Genomic DNA, 18,036 nt, shown 5'->3' with positions numbered 1-18,036 from the left:
AGCCTTTACCGAAGCGAAAGAATGTCCAGAACTTTACAATTGAGCGCGACTCGGCGTTCGCTGGTCACCCCGATGCTGTATTCGGCACTGGACAGCGGGCTGAAGGCGCACCTGCTGCGGATCTCGCGCGAGCGGACATTCGCCGACGGACAAATCATCCAGCAGCGCGGCGATGCAGCCGATGGGTTCTGGCTGATCGAGGAAGGCGCGGTCCGCGTCGGCCAGTTCCTGCCCGATGGCGAGTTCCGCGCGGTCGCGCTGCTGGGCCCCGGCGATTCCTATGGCGAGCTGGCAGTCTTCTCGGGCAAGCCGCGCATCGTCGATGCCGTCTCGCGGGGCGAAAGCCGGTTGAAGCTCATCGCCGCGAAGCCCTTCGTCGAAGCGCTCGGCAACTACCCCGCTTCGACCCGGGCGCTGCTCGGCGCGCTGTCGGAGCAATTGCAGGACACGCTCTCGATCCTCGCCGGACTGCGCCACGGCACCAATCCCGCGCGGCTGGCGGGCCTGCTCGCGACCATGGCGGGGGAGGACAGCGGCCCGGCGAGCGTCACCATCACCCAGCAGGAGCTCGCCGACCTCCTCGGCGTCACCCGCGCCACCGCCAACGCGGCCCTGCGCGAGCTCGACAAGCGGCGACTGGTGAAGCGCGGCTACGGCTCTATCGCGATCCCCGACCGCGACAGGCTCGCGCGGTTCGCGCTGGGCTAGGTCAGCCGGCGGCCGGGTTCACGACCGTGGCTGCCGAGCAAGGTCCGCCATCCTCGTCCTCGCTCCCGCCCAGCTGGGTCAGCACCACCACGCCGCCGACCACCAGCACGACGAACAGCGTCGTCACTGTGCCGAGGTACTCGTCGATCACCCGCTTGATCGGCGCGCCGAAGACGCGGAAGAGAATGCCCACCGTCATGAAAATCAGTGCGCGGGCGAACAGGCTGGAGAGCACGAAGGTGACGAGGTTCATGCCGACGAAACCGGCGGTGATCGTGAGCAGCTTGAACGGCACCGGCGTCGCGCCCGCGATCAGGATCGCCTCGAAGTCGTATTCGCGCAGGTGACATGCGGCGACCGGAAATGCCTCGGTCAGGCCGAGTGCGGAGATGAGCCAGACGCCCACCGTGTCGTAGAGCCCCCAGCCGATCGCATAGCCGAGCAGCGCGCCTGCGACCGAAGCCAGCGTTGCGACAGTCGCAAACTTCACCGCCTTCTTCGGTTCCGCCAGGCACATCAGCCCGAGCAGCGGGTGCGGGGGGATCGGGAAGAAGGACGATTCCACGAAGCAGAAGAACGCCAGCCACCACACCGCATGCGGATGCGCGGCCTTGTCCATCGTCCAGTCGTAGAGCCCGCGCAGCGGTTTCATCAGCATTTGGGAAGGTCCCTCGCGTCCCGAAAAGGCCGCCAAGGGTTAGGCGAGCGCGAGAAGCTTGGCAATCGCGTAGGCTTCTCCCCAGGACTAACCTATTTGGTTCTTTTTTCTTGACATCGTGACACTGTTTGGGTACATAAAGGGAACATCGCGATAGTGTGATTCGACAGCGAGCGGGGCGGCCCGGCCATCATGGTCCGGGTCGCCCCTTGTCGTTCCATGCTTCGCCAATTGGGAGGCAGCCATGGCACGATCACGTTCTGCGACCCGCCACGCATGGGAACCCACTTTCCTCCGCGAGCTGCGCGAGAACGGCAAGGTCCAGGCCGCCGCCCGTGCCGCCGGGGTAGCCGCCGGCGCACCCTATAATCGGCGCAGGAACAGCCCGTCGTTCGACACCGCCTGGAAGGAGGCATTGGCCAGTTTCGAAGCGGCACAGGACGAGCGGGTGCGCAACAGCGAAGCCAAACCCGCGCCCCGGCAGTGGAAGCGCGTCTTCCTCGATGCGCTGGCGGAGACATCGAATGTCACCGGCTCGGCGAAGCAGGCCGGCATTGCCCCGCGCGATGCCTATCGCACCCGCCGCAGCTGCGAGGCCTTCGCGGCGGATTGGCGCGCGGCGCTGTTCGAAGGATACGCCAATCTGGAGATGGAGGTGCTCGGCTATCTCCGCGACCCGGAGCCGGCTCGCTGGTAACCGTGCCCGATGTCACGGGCCTCTGGCTCGTCGCGGCGTGGGAGTGGCGGGAACGCGGCGTCGAACTCGAACTCCAGCGATATCGTGCGCCAGCAAGCGCCGGAGCGGCGGCCGATCCAGGTACGGCATGGACACCTCGCGACCGGCCCGCGCAATCGACCGTGTTTCAGGTTTTTGAAGCGCCTTGGGACGGCATCGGCAGCGCCTCGGAACGGCGCGCATATTTCGCTGCAGGTGCTGCTGAAGGCCTTTGGCCCGGATGCGCATTCCACAGCGTGCGGGGTACCTCTATGGAGGCGCTCGGCCAGTCGGCGCAGGAGCGCGCTGTCATCGGCACTCTCTCGGCACCCCTCGCCCCATCGAGCGCAATCCGTTTCGAGGACGCGGCGAGCATGACGGTGACACTGGTCGATCAAAGTGCCGACCTTCAACCGACCGACCTCGTGGGCATAGCGCAGGGTGAGAACAAGTTGCTGGTTGGCGGAGAGGTGGTCCAGTTCTGCCGCGCCGAACCTCAAGGTGATGGTGTGTGGACGCTCGGCGGTTTGCTGCGCGGACGTGCCGCGACCGAAATCGAGGCCCTCGCCGGTCACGCTTCCGGGACGCCGATAGCCCTGCTTGATCACCGTCTCGTGCCTTTCGGCGACAGCGCACGCGCCGCGTCGGGCAACCCCTTCGCCGCGCTGGGACTATGGGACGAAGCCCCCGTCATCGCGCAACTTGCAAACGCCGGAGCAAGCCTGCGCCCGCCCTCCCCCGTACATGGCCGCATGCTACCGGACCCGGACGGCTCGGCCTGCCTCAGCTGGAGGCGACGCGCGCGCGGCCAGTGGGGCTGGCTGGACGAGGTCGAACAGCCCTTGGTCGAGGAAACCGAAACATACGAAATCGGTATCGGCGATACGCATTCCCCGTTCCTCATGGCGACGGTTGGCGAGCCCCGGTTCGTGCTGGATGCTGCGCAGCTTTCCGATCTTCAGGCAAACCATCCCGGCGAGACGATCTGGGTCCGGCAGGTGGGAAGCTTCGCAAAGTCGGCACCATGCGTTGTCGGCACCCTTGCCTGATCACCCTACCTCTTGCGACTCCAAAGGATATCGAGATGAGCGATCCTGCTACTCTTACGAGTAATACTCCGCGCCACGGGCTGCCGTATTTATTTACCGGCCAAGCGCAAAAGGAATTCACCGTAAACGAGGCACTGGCGCGCATCGACATGATGCTCCACCCGGCTGTTATCGAGGAACGGAGCGCAGAACCTGCCTCTGCAAATCCCGGAGATTGCTACCTCGTCGCACCAGCAGGCAGCGGTGCATTCTCCGGGCATGATGGCCAATTGGCTTGTTGGGACGGCGAGCAATGGAGCTTCGCTACACCCTCGATCGGTATGATCCTGCGCGTCAACTCGGACGGGAACCTGCTGTATTTCGATGGAAGCTGGCAGCGAACCCTCGCTCCACAGGCTCCCGACGCGGGTGCCAATGTCGACACGGAGGCCCGCGCCGCGATCGGCGAAATCATCACAGCACTGAAGAATTTCGGTATCTTTTCATGAACTAGCGGAACCGGCACCCGGCTTTGGCGTTGGGCGGACATCGAAGGACGGATATGGGATCCGGAAAAACTCGTAATTACATCGGGATTAGCGACATTCTTGCAACAGTTCCCGGTGATTGCCCGCTTGCCAGCGTGGTGAGGCAGTTATAGGTATGTTTCACTCGGTGGCTCCAATTCGCAAAAAGGGGAAACAAATAATGCGAAATCTAGTCATAGGAATGGCGATGGCCTCGACGGCCCTTGCATCGCCAGCCTTGGCCAAGGACGATTCTTGGTACATCGGTGGCGAATTCGGCCCCATGCTGGTCGAAGACGTTGAACTCGAAGCTGCAGATGGCTCGATCGTCGATATCGGATTCAACGAAGGATTCGATGGCGGTGGCTTTGTCGGTTACGATTTCGGTGGCTTCCGCCTCGAAGCTGAAGTCGCCTATCGCGAAGCGAACCACGACGAAGTCGTTCTGCCTGGCCTGATCGCAGTTCCGGCCGACGGCTCGACCAACTCGCTTTCGTTCATGCTCAACGGCCTCCTCGACTTCGGTCCGGACGATGGCCTGCAGGGCTATGTCGGTGGTGGTGTCGGCGTTGCGCGTACGGCAATCGACGGTGAGCTCTTCATCAACGGTTCGCCCAACGTCACGATCGACGATTCCTCGAGCGACTTCGCATGGCAGCTGCTTGCTGGTGTGCGTGCGCCGCTGACCGACACGATCGACGTCGGCCTGCGCTATCGTCTGTTCAATGCTGAGAACGTCAGCATCGTCGACGGCAATGGCACGGGTTGGGATGGCGAGCTTCGCAGCCACTCGCTGATGGGCACGCTGAGCCTGAACTTCGGTGCAGCTCCGCCGCCTCCGCCGCCCCCGCCGCCGCCGCCTCCCCCGCCGCCGCCGCCCCCGCCTCCGCCGCCCCCGCCGCCGCCTCCGCCGCCGGCACCGGTGTGCCAGCAGGGTCCGTACATCGTCTTCTTCAACTGGGACGAGTCGGAGATCACTCCGGAAGCGGCTACCATCCTGGACAACGCGGTCTCGGCATACGCCAACTGCGGCACGGCTTCGGTCATGCTCGCTGGCCACACCGACACCTCGGGTTCGACGCAGTACAACATGGGCCTCGCCCAGCGTCGTAACGGATCGGTCCGCGACTATCTTACCGCTCGCGGTATTCCTGATGGTCGTATCAGCAGCGAAGCCTTCGGCGAAAGCCAGCTCCGCGTGCCGACCGCCGACGGCGTTCGCGAACTGCAGAACCGTCGTGTGGAAGTCACCTACGGTCCGGGTTCGGGCATGTAATCGCTCGCAAGAGCTGAAACACGAGAAGGGGCCGGAGCAATCCGGCCCCTTTTTCGTTGGTCCTCAAAGAACGTCGCAACAGGGACTCAGTTGATGCACGCACCTCTACTCGTTTCGACCATGGCATTGGCACTCGCGGGGTGCGCCTCGATAGGCAGCCTACCCACCGATCGACTGGCCGAGGCCCGGCTCGACTATGCCAACGGCCTGCCTGCCGGAACGGCCCAGATCCTCACCAATGGCCAGGAAATTTCCCTCGCCGTTGCCGTGACCGGTCTCGGACCGGGTGAGCACGGGTTCCACCTGCATACCACCGGGCGCTGTTCGGCACCGGACTTCAAGAGCGCGGGTGGCCATCTCAATCCGGGCGGCAAGGAACACGGTTCGCTGAATCCGGATGGCAAGCATCTTGGCGACCTGCCCAATCTGATTGTCGGGGCGTCACGCTCAGCCAGTACGGAAATCGATCTTGGGCACGATACACCCGAATTGCGGTCGAACCTGTTCGACGAGGACGGCACAGCCGTCGTGATCCATGCCGAGGCCGACGACTATCGGAGCGACCCAGCAGGTGACGCCGGAGCGCGTATCGCCTGCGGTGTACTCCGCCCGCTTCGCTAGGTCTCTGCCCTAGACGTCCTCACCTGCAGCCCGTGCGCGCTCCAGCAAGGTTTGCTCTGCCTGCGGGACGGTCCGATAGGCGATGAAGAGCATGACCAGGCCGATCGGAACCGCGATCAGCAAGCTCAGCCCGCCGGTCGACAGGCTGCCCGTCATGGTCGACACCTGTCCTGCCATATACGGTCCGAGGGCGAGGCCAACGAGTGTCGTGGCGAGGAAGAAGGTCGCCGTCGCGGTGCCGCGCATTCGCGGAAGGACCAGATCCTGCGTCGTCGCCGCGGCCGCCCCAAGCGCCGAACTTCCGAACAGCGATTGCATGAATGCCGCGAAGTAGAAGACGGTCGGATTGAGCGTCGTGAACATGACATAGAGGAAAGGCGCGGCCGCCGTCAGGCCGAAAGCCACCACGATGAGCCTGCCGGTCGGCATGCGCTCACGCAGATAGTCCGCCATTCTGCCCCCCAGGATCACGCCGAGGAAGCCGGCAACAGCTCCGGGGCCTCCGATCCACCACCCGGCCGTCGAGGGCGCCTCCTCGAGAATTCGGATCGCATAGGGCGCCGCCCAGAAGGAGGCAGCGTAAGACATGAAGGCGACCATGCCATATCCCAGGATAGTCGTGAGGAATGCCGGCGTGCCCCAGATCAGGCTGAAGGTCGGCTCGTCTCGCCGCTTGAGTGTCGATGCCCAGGAGAAGATCGCATAGTAGCCGATCCCCACCGCACCCCATTGTTGCGCATTCCCGGTTACCGTAGCCATGAAATAGGCGATGCCCCCGATCACCACCGCACCTGCAAGATTGACAAGGATCCCTCTTGGTCCGGCCTGTGCTGCGCCAAACAGGGTGAAAGGCGGAATTACCGCCACCAATTCCTTGAAGAAGCCGCGAAAGGGGTCCTTCGACGGCGGCGTGACGATCCCTTCGCTTTGCCCGCGGACCGGCTCGCGCAGAGTGAAGACCAGCAGTGCGAGAAGCAGGCCGGGAAGGCCCACTATGATGAAGGCTGCCTGCCAGCCAGCGAGGCCGAGCGGGGCATCGGTCGGGAATGCCTCGTTCCAGTTCTCGACGATCGCACCGCCGATGAGGAGCGAGATACCGCCGCCGATATACAATCCCGACGAGTAAATCGCGAGCGCGGTGGCCCGCATCTTCTTGGGAAACCAGTCGGAGATCAGCGAATAGGCACTCGGGCTTGCGGTGGCCTCGCCGACCCCGACGCCGATTCTCGCGACGCTGAGAGCGGCGAAGTTCTTCGCAAATCCAGAGAGGGCGGTGAAGGCAGACCAGACCGCAAGACCGATCGTCATCAGCCGGACGCGGTGCCAGCTGTCAGCAAGCTTGCCGAGCGGGATGCCGAACAGCGCGTAGAAAACGCCAAAAGCCGTCCCGTACAGGAAGCCGATCTGGTCGTCGCGCAGCCCGAGGTCGGCCTTGATGTCTTCCGCGAGGATCGAGATGATGTTGCGATCGACGAAGTTCAGGACGTAGACGATGACCAGGACGCCTAAGGCATACCAGCTGTAGGCCGGGACCTTCCCGTCAACCTGTCCCGCGACTGCTTCACTGGTTTCTGCGGGCGTTGGCTGGGTCAAATCTCTACTCCGTCAGGGCTGGTGCGTCCTTCGCGTAGGCCGTGGTATCGACAAGACCCGCTTCTTCAAACCCTTTTCGGCGAAGGCGGCAAGAATCGCAGGCGCCGCATGCAAGACCTTCGGGCGTCGGGTCGTAGCACGACCAGCTCCACGCGGGATCAAGGCCGAGCCGATGCGCTTCGCGCGCAATGTCCGCCTTGCTCATGTGCTGGAGGGGAGCATGGATCGCAAAGGGGACGCCCTCCACGCCCTGCTTTGTGCCCAACCGCGCCGTTTCGGCGAAACTTGCGATAAATTCGGGCCGGCAGTCGGGATAGCCGGAGTAGTCGAGCGCATTCACTCCGATAAAGATATCGCGGGAACCCGAGGTCTCGGCAAAGGCTGTTGTCAATGCGAGGAAGACGAGATTGCGCGCTGGCACATAGGTGACCGGGATGTCGTTTCCGACCCCGCTTTTCGGCACGTCGATATCCGCAGTGAGGGCCGAACCTCCGAAACGCCTCAGGTCGAGTGGCAGTTCGACATGGCGTACCGCACCCAGCTTCTCGGCGATGGCTCGCGCAGACTGCAATTCGCGCACATGTCGCTGGCCGTAATCGATAGTGAGCGCATGGACCTCGTGCCCGCGCTCTTTCGCCAGCGCTGCAGTGACCATCGAATCGAGCCCGCCGGAAAGCAGGACAACGGCGGGGCCGGGTTTGTCGGGGGAATTCGCATTCATGCCGCGCAGCTAGGCGCTGCGGGGGCAATCGGCAAGGCTATCGGCAGCTACCAGTGTGGCGGGCTTCCGCGGAGAACTGGAAGGGACGACCATCCACGATACCCTGGCTGTCGATCTGGACGAGGTTGGAGCCTTCCTTGCGGATATTCGTCCGGCCATAGCCATTGCCGCGGCACGTGTACTGGACCGTCACCTCGCTATTGCCGTCTTCTACGACAAAGCGATTGCAGCCGGACTCGCTATGCCGCAGCTGAATGAGTTCGCGACCGCTCCGCACGCAGATTTTCCGCGGGGCCGCGCCATCGCGGAAACGGATCTCCCAGCCTCCCCGCTCGAGCGTATCGAGCATGGCAAGCGACGATTGCGCAAGGGCTGGGCCGCCGAAAACGGCAGCAGGAACAATCGCGGCAAGCGCGGCGATGCCCAGGGCTTTTCGATTCGACATGCGTTTCATCATTCAACCTTTATCACAAAACGGGCCACACCCGCTTTCCGAGCATGGTAAAGAATCGGCGATGAACCGTTCTGAAACAGAGACGAATTGCAATTAGCGCCCGACCTTCGCAGAAATGCCCTACGCATCCACCATGAACTTGCGCGAACAGAATGCGCAATCGACGACGATGATCCCGTCGTCATTTCTCATTTCGACACGATCCGCTTCGGGAAATTTCGACAGCACTTCGTGATAATGCTCCACGGTGCAGCGACAGCCTCGCGAAACGGGAGCGCCGCCTTCGACGCGCACCTCATCCTCTTCGTGGAACAGGCGCCAGACGATCGCTTCGAGTGAGAGGTCTTCCGCGAGCAACTCCTCGTGTTTCACCGTGCCGGCCAGGATGGCGACATGCTCCCACTCCGGATGATCCAGGCGCGCGTGCAGACGCTCTCGCCCCTCTTCACCATCGGGGAGGTGCTGGATCAGCATGCCCGCGGCGAGACACTTCCCACCATCGGCACGCACCGCGGTCCGGATCAGCGTCGGGACCTGCTCGGACTGGAAGAAATAGGTCTCGCAGGCCTGGGCCAGCGTCTCTCCCTCAAGCGGGACGATCCCTTGGTAACGCCCCCTGCCCTTCGCGACATCGAAAGTGATCGCGAGATAGCCCTTTCCGAACAAGGCGAAGAGCGAGGGATTGGCGCCAAGTTCCGCCAGCCGCGCCTCGTCGAAGTCGACATAGCCGCGAAGCTCTCCGTCCTTGTAGTCGCAGACAAGCAGGTTCACTGCCCCTGCCTCGGTCTGCGCCTGCATGGTGACTTGCGAGCCATCGTTCTTGAGCAGGGATCCCATGAGGGTGACGAGTACGAGCGCTTCCGCCAGGAGATGCGTAATCGGCGCGGGGTAATCATGCGCCGCGAGAATCTCGTCGAGCGAGGAATCGAGCCGCACAATGCGCCCGCGGGCGCTTCGCGACGGGATCGTGAAGCCGAGCGTTCGGCCGGAATATGTTTCGGTGGTCTTCGTCATGCCGGCGCATATGGGATGGCGCGACCGGTTTGAACAGGGATGCGCGTCAGCCGCCCAGTTTCCCGAAGCACCACAGCAGGATCGACTTCTGCGCGTGGATCCGGTTTTCCGCCTCGTCGAACACGACCGATTGCGGACCTTCGAAGACTTCCTCGGTCACTTCATCGCCGACATGGGCGGGCAGGCAATGGAGGAATCTCGCATCGGGCTTGGCAAGTTCCATGACCTTCTTGCTTACCTGATATGGAGCCATGGCCGCGATCTTGTTGTGCGCATGGTTCTGGCCCATTGAAACCCAGGTGTCGGTCACGACGATATCGGCACCGTTCGCTGCCTCCCTCGCGTCGTCAGTGACGGTCACACTTGCCCCACCGCGGCGCGCCATTTCGACGAATTCGCTATCCGGTTCATATCCCTTCGGTACGCCCACGCGGACGTTGAACTTGAATATGCCTGCCGCTTCGAGGATCGAGTGCAGCACGTTGTTGCCGTCGCCCAACCAGGCGACCTCAAGCCCTGGCAACGCCTTTCCGTGCTCCACCATCGTCAGCAAGTCGGCGACGATCTGGCACGGATGCGAACGATCGGTCAGGCCGTTGATGACCGGCACGCTGGCATGACGGGCAAGCTCCTCGGCTTTGGCATGATCGTCAGTGCGGATCATGATCGCATCGACCATGCGGCTGAGCACACGCGCGGTATCGGCGATGCTCTCCCCGCGGCCGAGCTGGCTCGTTCCGGAATCGAGGATGAGCGTCGTGCCGCCAAGCTGGCGCATGCCAACATCGAAACTGACCCTGGTGCGGGTCGAATTCTTCTCGAAGATCATCCCGAGCACGTGCCCCGCGAGCGGTTCGTCGGCATCGGGCTTGCCCTTGGGCCAGCCTGCACGCGCGGCCTTGCGGTCCTGCGCGTCGGCCAGCATGGCGGCGATCGCATCCCCGCCCGCATCCGAGAGGTCGAGGAAATGCTTCACCGCCCTACTCCTCAGGCGCCGGGATCGAAGCTTGCCGCGCCGGCGGAAAGCTTCTCCATGAATTCGTCGAACTCCGCATCGTCCGCCACAAGCGGAGGGAGGACACGCAGTGTCTGGTCGCCCGCTGCCACAGTCAGCAACTGGTGGTTGTCACGCAGGTGAACGAAGAAGGGTCGGCTTTCGACCTTCATACGCAGGCCTAGCATCAGACCTTTTCCGCGGACGAAATCGAACAGGTCGGGATAGTTGCCGATGAACTGTTCGAGGCGACTGCGCAGGCGCTCGCCCTTCTCGGTAACTTCGGCAAGGAATTCGTCGTTCGCAACGGCGTCCATCACCGCAACGCCAGCGGCCATGGCCAGCGGGTTGCCGCCATAGGTCGATCCATGCGTACCGAAACCCATGCCGCGCGCGGCCTTCTCTGTAGCCAGGCAGGCACCGACCGGGAAGCCGCCACCAAGGCCTTTGGCGCTGGCCATGATATCCGGCTCCACACCATAGTGCTCGTAGGCGTAGAGTTTGCCGGTACGCGCGACGCCGCACTGGACTTCATCGAACACCAGCATGAGGTCGTGTTCTTCGCAAAGCGCCTTGAGGCCCTGGATGAACGCGTCCGAGGCCGGACGGATGCCGCCTTCACCCTGGATCGGCTCGACGAGGAAGCCGGCGGTCTTGTCGCTGAGCAGCGCCTTGGCGCTGTCGAGATTGTCGAACTCCGCATACTGGAACCCGGCGAGCATCGGGTAGAAACCCTTGTGCATCTTCTCCTGATTCGAGGCGCTGATCGTCGCCATCGTCCGGCCGTGGAAGGCGTTGGTGAAAGTGATCAGCTCGGTCCGGTTCGAATCGCCGTCCTCGTGCTGGTGATAGGCGCGTGCGGTCTTGATCGCGCATTCGACCGCCTCGGCTCCCGAATTGGTGAAGAACACGGTATCGGCAAAGGTCTTGTCGACGAGGCGCTGCGCCAGTTCCTCTCCCTGCGGGCTGCCGTAGAGATTGGAGACATGCATCAGCGTTTCGGCCTGCTTCTGGATCGCACCGATCAGGCCCTTGTGGCTATGCCCCAGCAGGTTCACCGCAATGCCGCTGGCGAAGTCGAGATAGCGTGTGCCGTCCTCGTCGATCAGGTGGCAATGTTCGCCCTTCACGGGGCGCACGCCGCAGCGGGGGTATACGGGCATCAGCGGGCTGATCGACATCTTGGAACTCTCTCCTCGGGGATTCGAAAGACAAATGGCGGCCCCGGAACGGGAGCCGCCATCTGCGTGTTTGCCAGCGATCTATTCCTTCCCGCCCCCGGCGTCAAACCGGAAGCGTGGATGGGGTCGGTGCCTTATTCGGCGGGCACCAGGTTGACCGCGGAATACTTGCCGCGTCGGTCAACCTCGAGGTCGAACTCGTAACGTTCGCCTTCGTTGATCTGCGACAGGCCCGAACGTTCGACCGCACTGATGTGCACGAATGCATCCGGCTGGCCGTCGTCGCGCGTCAGGAACCCGAAGCCCTTCATCGAATTGAAGAACTTGACCGTTCCGGTCGCCTTCTCGCCAGTGAGTTCGCGGCGCGGAGCCGCGCTCTTCGCTTCGACTTCGATCACATCGCCGACGATCTGCAGATCCTGGGCGGATACCTTGCCGCCACGATCGACGAGGTTGAATTCGAGTTCCTGCCCCTCGGCAAGACCTTCGAGACCGGCGCGCTCAACCGCGCTGATGTGGACGAAAATGTCTTCGCCACCGGTTTCCTGCTGGATGAAGCCGAAGCCCTTCTGCGAATTGAAGAACTTCACCGTACCCTTGCCGGTACCGACGACCTGTGCGGGCATGCGGTTGCCACCGCCGCCGCCGCCACCGCGCGGTCCACCGCCGAAACCGCCACCGCGATTCCCGCCGCCACCGAAGCCGCCGCCGCGGTTGCCACCGCCGCCAAAGCCGCCACGGTCGCCACCGCCGAATCCGCCGCGATCTCCGCCACCAAAGCCACCGCCCTGATCGAAACCACCCGGGGATCCACCGAAAGGATCGAAATCTTCGCCGATATTATCCCGCTTGTCCCGTCCGCGGCGCCGCCCTTTGTCGTAACCCATAAGTCGTAAAATACCTTGTCGTCCGGCCCAGTAGTCATGATGCCGACACGAGGGCCGCAAGGCGTGCCGGCGCGAGCGGGCCAATACGATTTCCGAATGAAAACCTCCCGCATCACTCGGGTGCATAGCGCGAAAGATCGCATCATGCGAATGATTTAACCTTGGCTATTCTTCTCGCGCACAAATGTGACATTTTCGCATGGCTGGAGACGGGGTTTCGCTTGCAAGGCGCTATGCGCTTGGGCAACGCGTGGCGAACAACAGCCCGGCACTTTGCTGTGGCAGCCAAAGGAGAAATTTCGTGAGCGACTTTCGCAAACTGTCCGACGACATGCTCGCCAGTCCTCAGCTGACGGCTGACGATATCGAAGCTGCGCGGGCGGAGGGCGTCACGCTCATCATCAACAATCGTCCCGACGGCGAGGACTCCGCTCAGCCGCAGGGGGCGGAGATCGAGGCCGCGGCGCGCGCTGCAGGGATGGATTACGTCGCGATCCCCGTGACCTCGGCCGGCTTCAGCCAGCCGCAGGTAGCGGCCATGGCCGAAGCGCTGGAGCAGGCGAAAGGCAAGGTGCTGGCCTATTGCCGCTCGGGTACGCGCTCGACATTCCTGTGGTCACTGGCCAGCGCAAGTGCGGGCAAGGATCCGCGGGATATCGCCGCCTGCGCTCTCGGCGCTGGCTACGACATCAGCCCTATCATGCCGACGTTGGAAGCACTTGCCGCCCAATCGCGCGGCTGATTACTTGCGATAGTCGAGCGGCGGATCGCGATCGCCCAGCAGCGAGACGTATTCATAGTCGTCGCCACGGGCAGCATCGAATTCCGCCCTCGCCGCTTCGCGAAGGCCGGGATTGGTGAACAGCTCCACGGCCACGAGCGTCATCGCCTTGGCTGCATGCTGAGCACCCTTGTGCCCGATCGAATGACCGCTGGCCGCAACGGCCTGCCAGCTATGCGCGCTGGTTCCGGGCACCCAGGTCGCGGTTCGCACGCCAACTGTCGGCGTGGCCCAGGACACATCGCCGACGTCGGTCGAGCCATAGCCGAGTGATTTCTCATAGGGCTGGACTTCACCTGCTCCGGAAAGCGGGACGGCGTTCTCTCCAAAGCTCTCCGAAATCCGTTCGGCCCATGCGCGTTCCTCGTCGGTGTAGCTGATCCCGCCAAGGCTGCGCAGCTTCCGGTCCATCACCCGCGCCAGGGTTTCGTTGACGAGAAGCGGGTTGTTGCCGTGGATGATCTCCCAATCGACCTCGGTGCCGGTCCCCATGGCTGCCCCCTTCGCGGTCGCCTCCAGCCGGGTCCACAGGGCGCGCACTTCGTCGGCATCCGAATGCCGCACGTAATAGAAGACTTCGGCAAAATCGGGGATCACATTCGGCGCCGCGCCACCCTCGGTGATGACGTAGTGGATGCGCGTGTCCATGGTCGTGTGTTCGCGCATCATGTTGACCATCATGTTCATCGCCTCGACCCCGTCGAGCGCGCTGCGCCCGCGATCGGGAGCTCCGGCGGCATGTGCTGACACGCCGCGAAAACGGAACTTGGCCGATCGGTTGGCGAGGCTGGTCCGGGCCGCCGCACTGTTCTCATCATCCGCATGCCAGTGGATGGCGATATCGACCTCGTCGAAGAGCCCGGCGCGGGTCATGTAGACCTTCCCTGAGCCGCCTTCCTCGGCCGGCGTGCCATAGAGGCGGATGCGCCCGGGTGTGCCGGTCTTTTCAAGCCAGCGCTTGACCGCAATCGCCGCTGTCAGCGACCCGGCCCCGAAGAGGTTGTGCCCGCAAGCATGCCCGGCGCCAACTTCCGAATGTTCCCGCACCGGCGCAGAGGTCTGGCTGATGCCAGGCAGCGCGTCATACTCTGCAAGAATCGCGATGATCGGACCGCCTTCGCCCCACTCGGCCATGAAAGCGGTCGGGATATCGGCGATGCCTGCCTCGATCGTGAAACCCTCACCCTCCAGCTCTTCCTGCAGCAGGGCGCTCGATCGGGTTTCGAGGTAGCCGAGTTCGGCCCAGTCCCACAATTGCTGCGCAACGCGCCCGGTTCGCTCTTCCTGGGCGGCAACCTCTTCCAATGGATCGGCACTCTGGGCAGAGACAGGCGCACAGATGAGCGCGGCGGCGCTGGCGAGCAGGATGGTTGGCTTCACGTATTCTCTCCCCGGACTGCCCCTTGCTTGCCGCAAAGCGCGGGTCGTGCCAATCGGGAATTGTCATGCAAGTCTCTCCCGAACTTCTCCAGTTCCTAGGTTCGCTGGTCGCCATTCTGCTGCTGGCGGCACTGGCACGTGGCTTGAAGCTGGGCCCAACTCCCAGCCTGTCGAGCGAGCAGCAAGCGCGCGAAGCTGCACAGGAGGCGGTCGATGGCTTTGTCGCTTCGGCGATCGCGCTCGATGGAGATGGTCGGGGAGCGCTCCTTTGTGATGCTGCGAACAGGGTGCTTCTCTTGCGGCCCCACGGGACCCACTTTGCTGGACGAATCCTGTCGCCCGAAGCCAAGGCAAGGATTGTGGACGGTGCCATCGTGGTCGACACGGCAGAACGGCGTTACGGCTCCGCAAGCTTGCGCATCCCCGACCCGCAAGCTTGGGTTCAGCGGATCGAGGCTATAGGATAGGACCTAGCCATGCCCGATTTCTCACCCACAGAGTATGCCGTCCCGGGTTTCGTCGCGCTCGTCCTGATTGAGATGATCTGGGCCTGGCGTCGCAACCCGAGCGCCTATGAGCCGAAGGACACGCTCACCAGCCTCGCCTTCGGGCTAGGCAGTACGGTGTCGGGCCTCTTGTTCGGCGGACTGTTCTTCGCGCTTTACCTGTTCCTGTGGGAGTACCGGCTGTTCGAAATCGGCTGGGCCTGGTGGGCCTGGGCGCTTTGTTTCGTGCTGGACGATCTCAAATATTACTGGGTCCACCGCTTCGGCCACCGGGTGCGCTGGTTCTGGGCGAGTCATGTGAACCACCATTCCAGCCAGCACTACAACCTGTCCACCGCCCTCCGCCAGACATGGACCGGTTACCTCACGCTTGGCTTTGCCTTTGCGCTCCCTCTGGTGCTCCTTGGCTTTCACCCGGTGATGATCGCGATTTGCGGCGGCTTCAACCTGATCTACCAGTTCTGGATCCATACCGAGGCGATCGACAAGATGCCGCGATGGTTCGAGGCCGTGATGAACACGCCGAGCCACCACCGCGTCCATCACGCCACGAACCCGCGCTATCTCGACCGCAACTATGCCGGGGTTTTCATCGTCTGGGACAAGATGTTCGGCACTTTTGAGCCGGAAACCAGGGACGAGAAAATCCGCTACGGCATTGTAAAGCAACTCGGGAGCTTCAACCTGCTCTGGGCGGTGTTCCACGAATGGATCGGCATCGCGCAGGACATGTGGCGCGCGCCGTGGAAGCACAAGCTATCCTACCTCTTGCGTGAACCCGGCTGGACGCATGACGGCAGCCGCCAGACCAGCGACCAGATCCGCGAGGCGTGGCTCGCGCGGGAAGGAAAACAGGTTTCATCGGAAAACCCGATTGCGGGCGAGGCCGAGGCTGCCTAACCTCTCGAATCGAGAGGAGAACCCATGGACGAATTCGATGTAGTAGTTGTCGGCGGCGGCAGTGGCGGCAGTGCGGTTGCCGGTCGGCTGGCCGAGGCGGGCAAGAGCGTGTGCCTGCTCGAGGCAGGCGGACGGAACGACGGCTTCCGTGTGACCATCCCGGGGATGCTCGCTTTCAGCACCGACAAGATCAACTACCGCTTCGAGACCGTGCCGCAAGAGGGCCTCAACGGGCGCATCGGCTACCAGCCGCGGGGCAAAGGCCTCGGCGGTTCTTCGGCAATCAACGCCATGGTCTATATCCGTGGGCACCGCTGGGACTATGACAATTGGGCTGCGCTCGGCTGTACTGGCTGGGCCTATGACGATGTCCTTCCCTATTTCAAACGGGCCGAAAGCAATGAGCGCGGGGAGAATGCCTATCACGGGCAGGATGGGCCGCTGTTCGTCTCCGATCAGAAGTTCGCCAATCCGGGCAGCCTCGCCTTCGTCGAGGCGGCCAGCCAGTTGCAGCTTCCGCGCAATACCGATTTCAACGGTGAGAAGCAGGAAGGTTTCGGCCTTTACCAGGTGACCCAGAAGAATGGTGAGCGATGGTCGGCCGCGCGAGCCTACGTCGAACCGCTCCGCAGTTCGAAGAACCTCGATGTCCGGATCGGGGTTACGGTGCAGAAGCTCGAGATCGAGGATGGCCGTGTCACCGGCGTGACCTACACTGTCGGCAAGCGATCGCGCACGGTGAAGGCCCGTGGGGGCGTGGTGCTGAGTGCAGGTGCGTTCAACTCGCCGCAGATCCTCATGCTCTCCGGCATCGGTCCGGGCGGACATCTCAGCGAGCACGGCATCGACGTGGTGCTCGACAAGGAAGCAGTCGGATCCGACCTTCAGGACCATCTCGACTATGTGTCGAGCTGGGAGAGCCCGAACAAGGATCTGCTCGGCGACAGTATCAAGGGCACGATCCGCATGGCCAAGGGGCTCGTCGAACACCGCCGTCACCGGACCGGGCCGTGGACCTCGCCCTATGCCGAGGCAGGCGGTTTCTGGACCGTCATGCCCGATGCTCCCGCGCCCGACGTGCAATGGCATTTCGTGCCCGCCATGCTCGAGGACCATGGCCGCACCAAGGTGAAGGGCCACGGATTCTCGCTGCATGCCTGCGTGCTCCGGCCGGAAAGCCGCGGGACCGTCCGGCTCGGCAGCAAGAATGCTGGCGATGCGCCGGTGATCGATCCGAACTTCCTCGCTGATGAACGCGATCTCGCGACGCTGCGCGAAGGCGTGCGCCTCTCGCACCGTATCGCCGCCTCGCCTGCCCTGCAGGCCTATGAGCCGAAGGACCGTTACCCGATCGACATCGAGGACGACGACCAGCTCGACGAACTGATCCGCAACCGCGCGGACACCGTCTACCATCCGGTCGGCACGTGCCGCATGGGGCCGGACGAGAGCGACGTGGTCGATCCGACACTCAAGGCGCGCGGGATCGAAGGGCTCTGGATTGCGGACGCCAGCATCATGCCGCGGCTCGTGTCGGGCAATACCAATGCGCCGAGCATCATGATTGGGGAACGCTGCGCCGATTTCGTGAAGGCCGCGCTCGCGGGCTAGAGCGTCTTCGTCATGGTCGCGAGCGGCACGGGGACGGCGCCGTTCGTGTCTTCCCACTCGCTTTCGACCGCGTAGCCGCACCGCTCGTAGAATGCCTTGCCCGCCATGGTGGCGGCCATTTCCAGCTCGCGAAAGCCCTCTTGGCGCGCGGCATCTTCGGCGCTGTCGAGGATCAGGCGACCCACGCCTTTGCGGACGTGATCCGGGTGCGTGTACATCGCGCGGATGCGGGCCCTCTCGGTCGCCGGATCGAGCAATCGTGGATCACGGCCCGCCGAGTGATTGCCGCCATAAAGCGTTGCGCGCCGCGACCAGCCGCCGCATCCGGCCAATTCCCCGCCATCCTCGACGCAGAAATAGGTGCCGTCCTCGATCAGAAGTGCATCGAGCCCCATCCCTGCCTTGGAAGCCTCGATCTGTTCCGAAGTGAGATAGCCGCGCTGCAGCCGTTCGATGGCCAGCGCCATCAATTCGGAGATCG

At 63.3% G+C, this 18,036-nt stretch carries 20 protein-coding genes; 10 read left to right on the top strand and 10 right to left on the bottom strand.

Going from position 1 to position 18,036, the window contains the following annotated elements; translation table 11 throughout:
- Positions 1-39: 39 nt before the first annotated feature.
- Complete coding sequence (locus tag K3146_RS12135; protein ID WP_221546579.1) at positions 40-708, top strand: Crp/Fnr family transcriptional regulator; 669 nt, start codon at positions 40-42, stop codon at positions 706-708.
- A 1-nt stretch (position 709) separates the two neighbouring features.
- Here K3146_RS12135 and K3146_RS12130 read toward each other — a convergent pair whose 3' ends face one another.
- The gene (locus tag K3146_RS12130; protein ID WP_221546578.1) at positions 710-1,366 is read right to left on the bottom strand and encodes a YqaA family protein; all 657 of its coding nucleotides are present in this window, start codon (positions 1,364-1,366) and stop codon (positions 710-712) included.
- A gap of 244 nt (positions 1,367-1,610) precedes the next feature.
- On the opposite strand from K3146_RS12130, the gene K3146_RS12125 reads away from it, so the two are divergent.
- From K3146_RS12125 to K3146_RS12105, 5 genes are all read left to right on the top strand, one after another.
- Positions 1,611-2,063 carry a hypothetical protein gene (locus tag K3146_RS12125; RefSeq protein ID WP_221546577.1) on the top strand — a complete coding sequence of 151 codons (453 nt, stop codon included), beginning with the start codon at positions 1,611-1,613 and terminating at the stop codon, positions 2,061-2,063.
- Positions 2,064-2,065: 2 nt separating this feature from the next.
- Complete coding sequence (locus K3146_RS12120; protein ID WP_221546576.1) at positions 2,066-3,130, top strand: GTA baseplate fiber-binding domain-containing protein; 1,065 nt, start codon at positions 2,066-2,068, stop codon at positions 3,128-3,130.
- Positions 3,131-3,165: 35 nt separating this feature from the next.
- A complete protein-coding gene (locus K3146_RS12115) occupies positions 3,166-3,618 on the top strand; it encodes a DUF2793 domain-containing protein (protein ID WP_221546575.1) in 453 nt (150 codons plus the stop codon).
- 199 nt (positions 3,619-3,817) lie between these two features.
- Positions 3,818-4,912 (top strand): OmpA family protein, encoded by a 1,095-nt coding sequence (locus K3146_RS12110; RefSeq protein ID WP_221546574.1) that lies wholly within the window; start codon positions 3,818-3,820, stop codon positions 4,910-4,912.
- A 93-nt stretch (positions 4,913-5,005) separates the two neighbouring features.
- On the top strand, positions 5,006-5,533 hold the full coding sequence (locus tag K3146_RS12105) for a superoxide dismutase family protein (protein WP_221546573.1): 528 nt from the start codon (positions 5,006-5,008) through the stop codon (positions 5,531-5,533).
- 9 nt (positions 5,534-5,542) lie between these two features.
- On the opposite strand, the gene K3146_RS12100 is transcribed toward K3146_RS12105, so the two are convergent.
- The 7 genes from K3146_RS12100 to K3146_RS13580 all read right to left on the bottom strand — a co-directional run bounded on the left by K3146_RS12100 (position 5,543) and on the right by K3146_RS13580 (position 12,377).
- The gene (locus K3146_RS12100; RefSeq protein WP_221546572.1) at positions 5,543-7,126 is read right to left on the bottom strand and encodes a spinster family MFS transporter; all 1,584 of its coding nucleotides are present in this window, start codon (positions 7,124-7,126) and stop codon (positions 5,543-5,545) included.
- A 4-nt stretch (positions 7,127-7,130) separates the two neighbouring features.
- A complete protein-coding gene (gene queC, locus K3146_RS12095; protein ID WP_221546571.1) occupies positions 7,131-7,847 on the bottom strand; it encodes a 7-cyano-7-deazaguanine synthase QueC in 717 nt (238 codons plus the stop codon).
- 37 nt (positions 7,848-7,884) lie between these two features.
- The gene (locus tag K3146_RS12090; RefSeq protein WP_247711270.1) at positions 7,885-8,292 is read right to left on the bottom strand and encodes a hypothetical protein; all 408 of its coding nucleotides are present in this window, start codon (positions 8,290-8,292) and stop codon (positions 7,885-7,887) included.
- A gap of 129 nt (positions 8,293-8,421) precedes the next feature.
- On the bottom strand, positions 8,422-9,315 hold the full coding sequence (gene hslO / locus K3146_RS12085) for an Hsp33 family molecular chaperone HslO (protein ID WP_221546569.1): 894 nt from the start codon (positions 9,313-9,315) through the stop codon (positions 8,422-8,424).
- 46 nt (positions 9,316-9,361) lie between these two features.
- Positions 9,362-10,291, bottom strand: coding sequence for an ornithine carbamoyltransferase (gene argF / locus K3146_RS12080; RefSeq protein WP_221546568.1), 930 nt, complete (start codon positions 10,289-10,291; stop codon positions 9,362-9,364).
- 11 nt (positions 10,292-10,302) lie between these two features.
- Positions 10,303-11,490 carry an aspartate aminotransferase family protein gene (locus K3146_RS12075; protein ID WP_221546567.1) on the bottom strand — a complete coding sequence of 396 codons (1,188 nt, stop codon included), beginning with the start codon at positions 11,488-11,490 and terminating at the stop codon, positions 10,303-10,305.
- Between the two features lie 134 nt (positions 11,491-11,624).
- Positions 11,625-12,377, bottom strand: a complete 753-nt coding sequence (locus tag K3146_RS13580) for a cold-shock protein (RefSeq protein WP_221546566.1) — start codon at positions 12,375-12,377, stop codon at positions 11,625-11,627.
- Between the two features lie 301 nt (positions 12,378-12,678).
- Here K3146_RS13580 and K3146_RS12065 point away from each other — a divergent pair, with 301 nt between their 5' ends.
- Positions 12,679-13,119: a protein tyrosine phosphatase family protein gene (locus K3146_RS12065; protein WP_345724348.1), complete on the top strand. Its 441-nt coding sequence runs from the start codon at positions 12,679-12,681 to the stop codon at positions 13,117-13,119.
- On the opposite strand, the gene K3146_RS12060 is transcribed toward K3146_RS12065, so the two are convergent.
- Positions 13,120-14,538 carry an amidohydrolase gene (locus K3146_RS12060; RefSeq protein WP_221546564.1) on the bottom strand — a complete coding sequence of 473 codons (1,419 nt, stop codon included), beginning with the start codon at positions 14,536-14,538 and terminating at the stop codon, positions 13,120-13,122.
- A gap of 65 nt (positions 14,539-14,603) precedes the next feature.
- Between K3146_RS12060 and K3146_RS12055 the strand changes: the two genes are divergently transcribed.
- The 3 genes from K3146_RS12055 to K3146_RS12045 are packed head-to-tail and all read left to right on the top strand — an operon-like array spanning position 14,604 to position 17,555.
- Positions 14,604-15,005 carry a hypothetical protein gene (locus K3146_RS12055; RefSeq protein WP_221546563.1) on the top strand — a complete coding sequence of 134 codons (402 nt, stop codon included), beginning with the start codon at positions 14,604-14,606 and terminating at the stop codon, positions 15,003-15,005.
- Between the two features lie 9 nt (positions 15,006-15,014).
- A complete protein-coding gene (locus K3146_RS12050) occupies positions 15,015-15,944 on the top strand; it encodes a sterol desaturase family protein (RefSeq protein WP_221546562.1) in 930 nt (309 codons plus the stop codon).
- Between the two features lie 24 nt (positions 15,945-15,968).
- Positions 15,969-17,555 carry a GMC family oxidoreductase gene (locus K3146_RS12045; RefSeq protein WP_221546561.1) on the top strand — a complete coding sequence of 529 codons (1,587 nt, stop codon included), beginning with the start codon at positions 15,969-15,971 and terminating at the stop codon, positions 17,553-17,555.
- Here K3146_RS12045 and K3146_RS12040 read toward each other — a convergent pair.
- Positions 17,552-18,022, bottom strand: a complete 471-nt coding sequence (locus K3146_RS12040) for a GNAT family N-acetyltransferase (protein ID WP_221546814.1) — start codon at positions 18,020-18,022, stop codon at positions 17,552-17,554. The two genes, K3146_RS12045 and K3146_RS12040, sit on opposite strands and share 4 nt — an antisense overlap.
- Between the last annotated feature and the right edge of the window lie 14 nt (positions 18,023-18,036).

Source organism: Qipengyuania vesicularis, assembly GCF_019711415.1.
Taxonomy (GTDB): Bacteria; Pseudomonadota; Alphaproteobacteria; order Sphingomonadales; family Sphingomonadaceae; genus Qipengyuania; species Qipengyuania vesicularis.
This window is presented reverse-complemented; position numbering and strand designations above follow the sequence as displayed.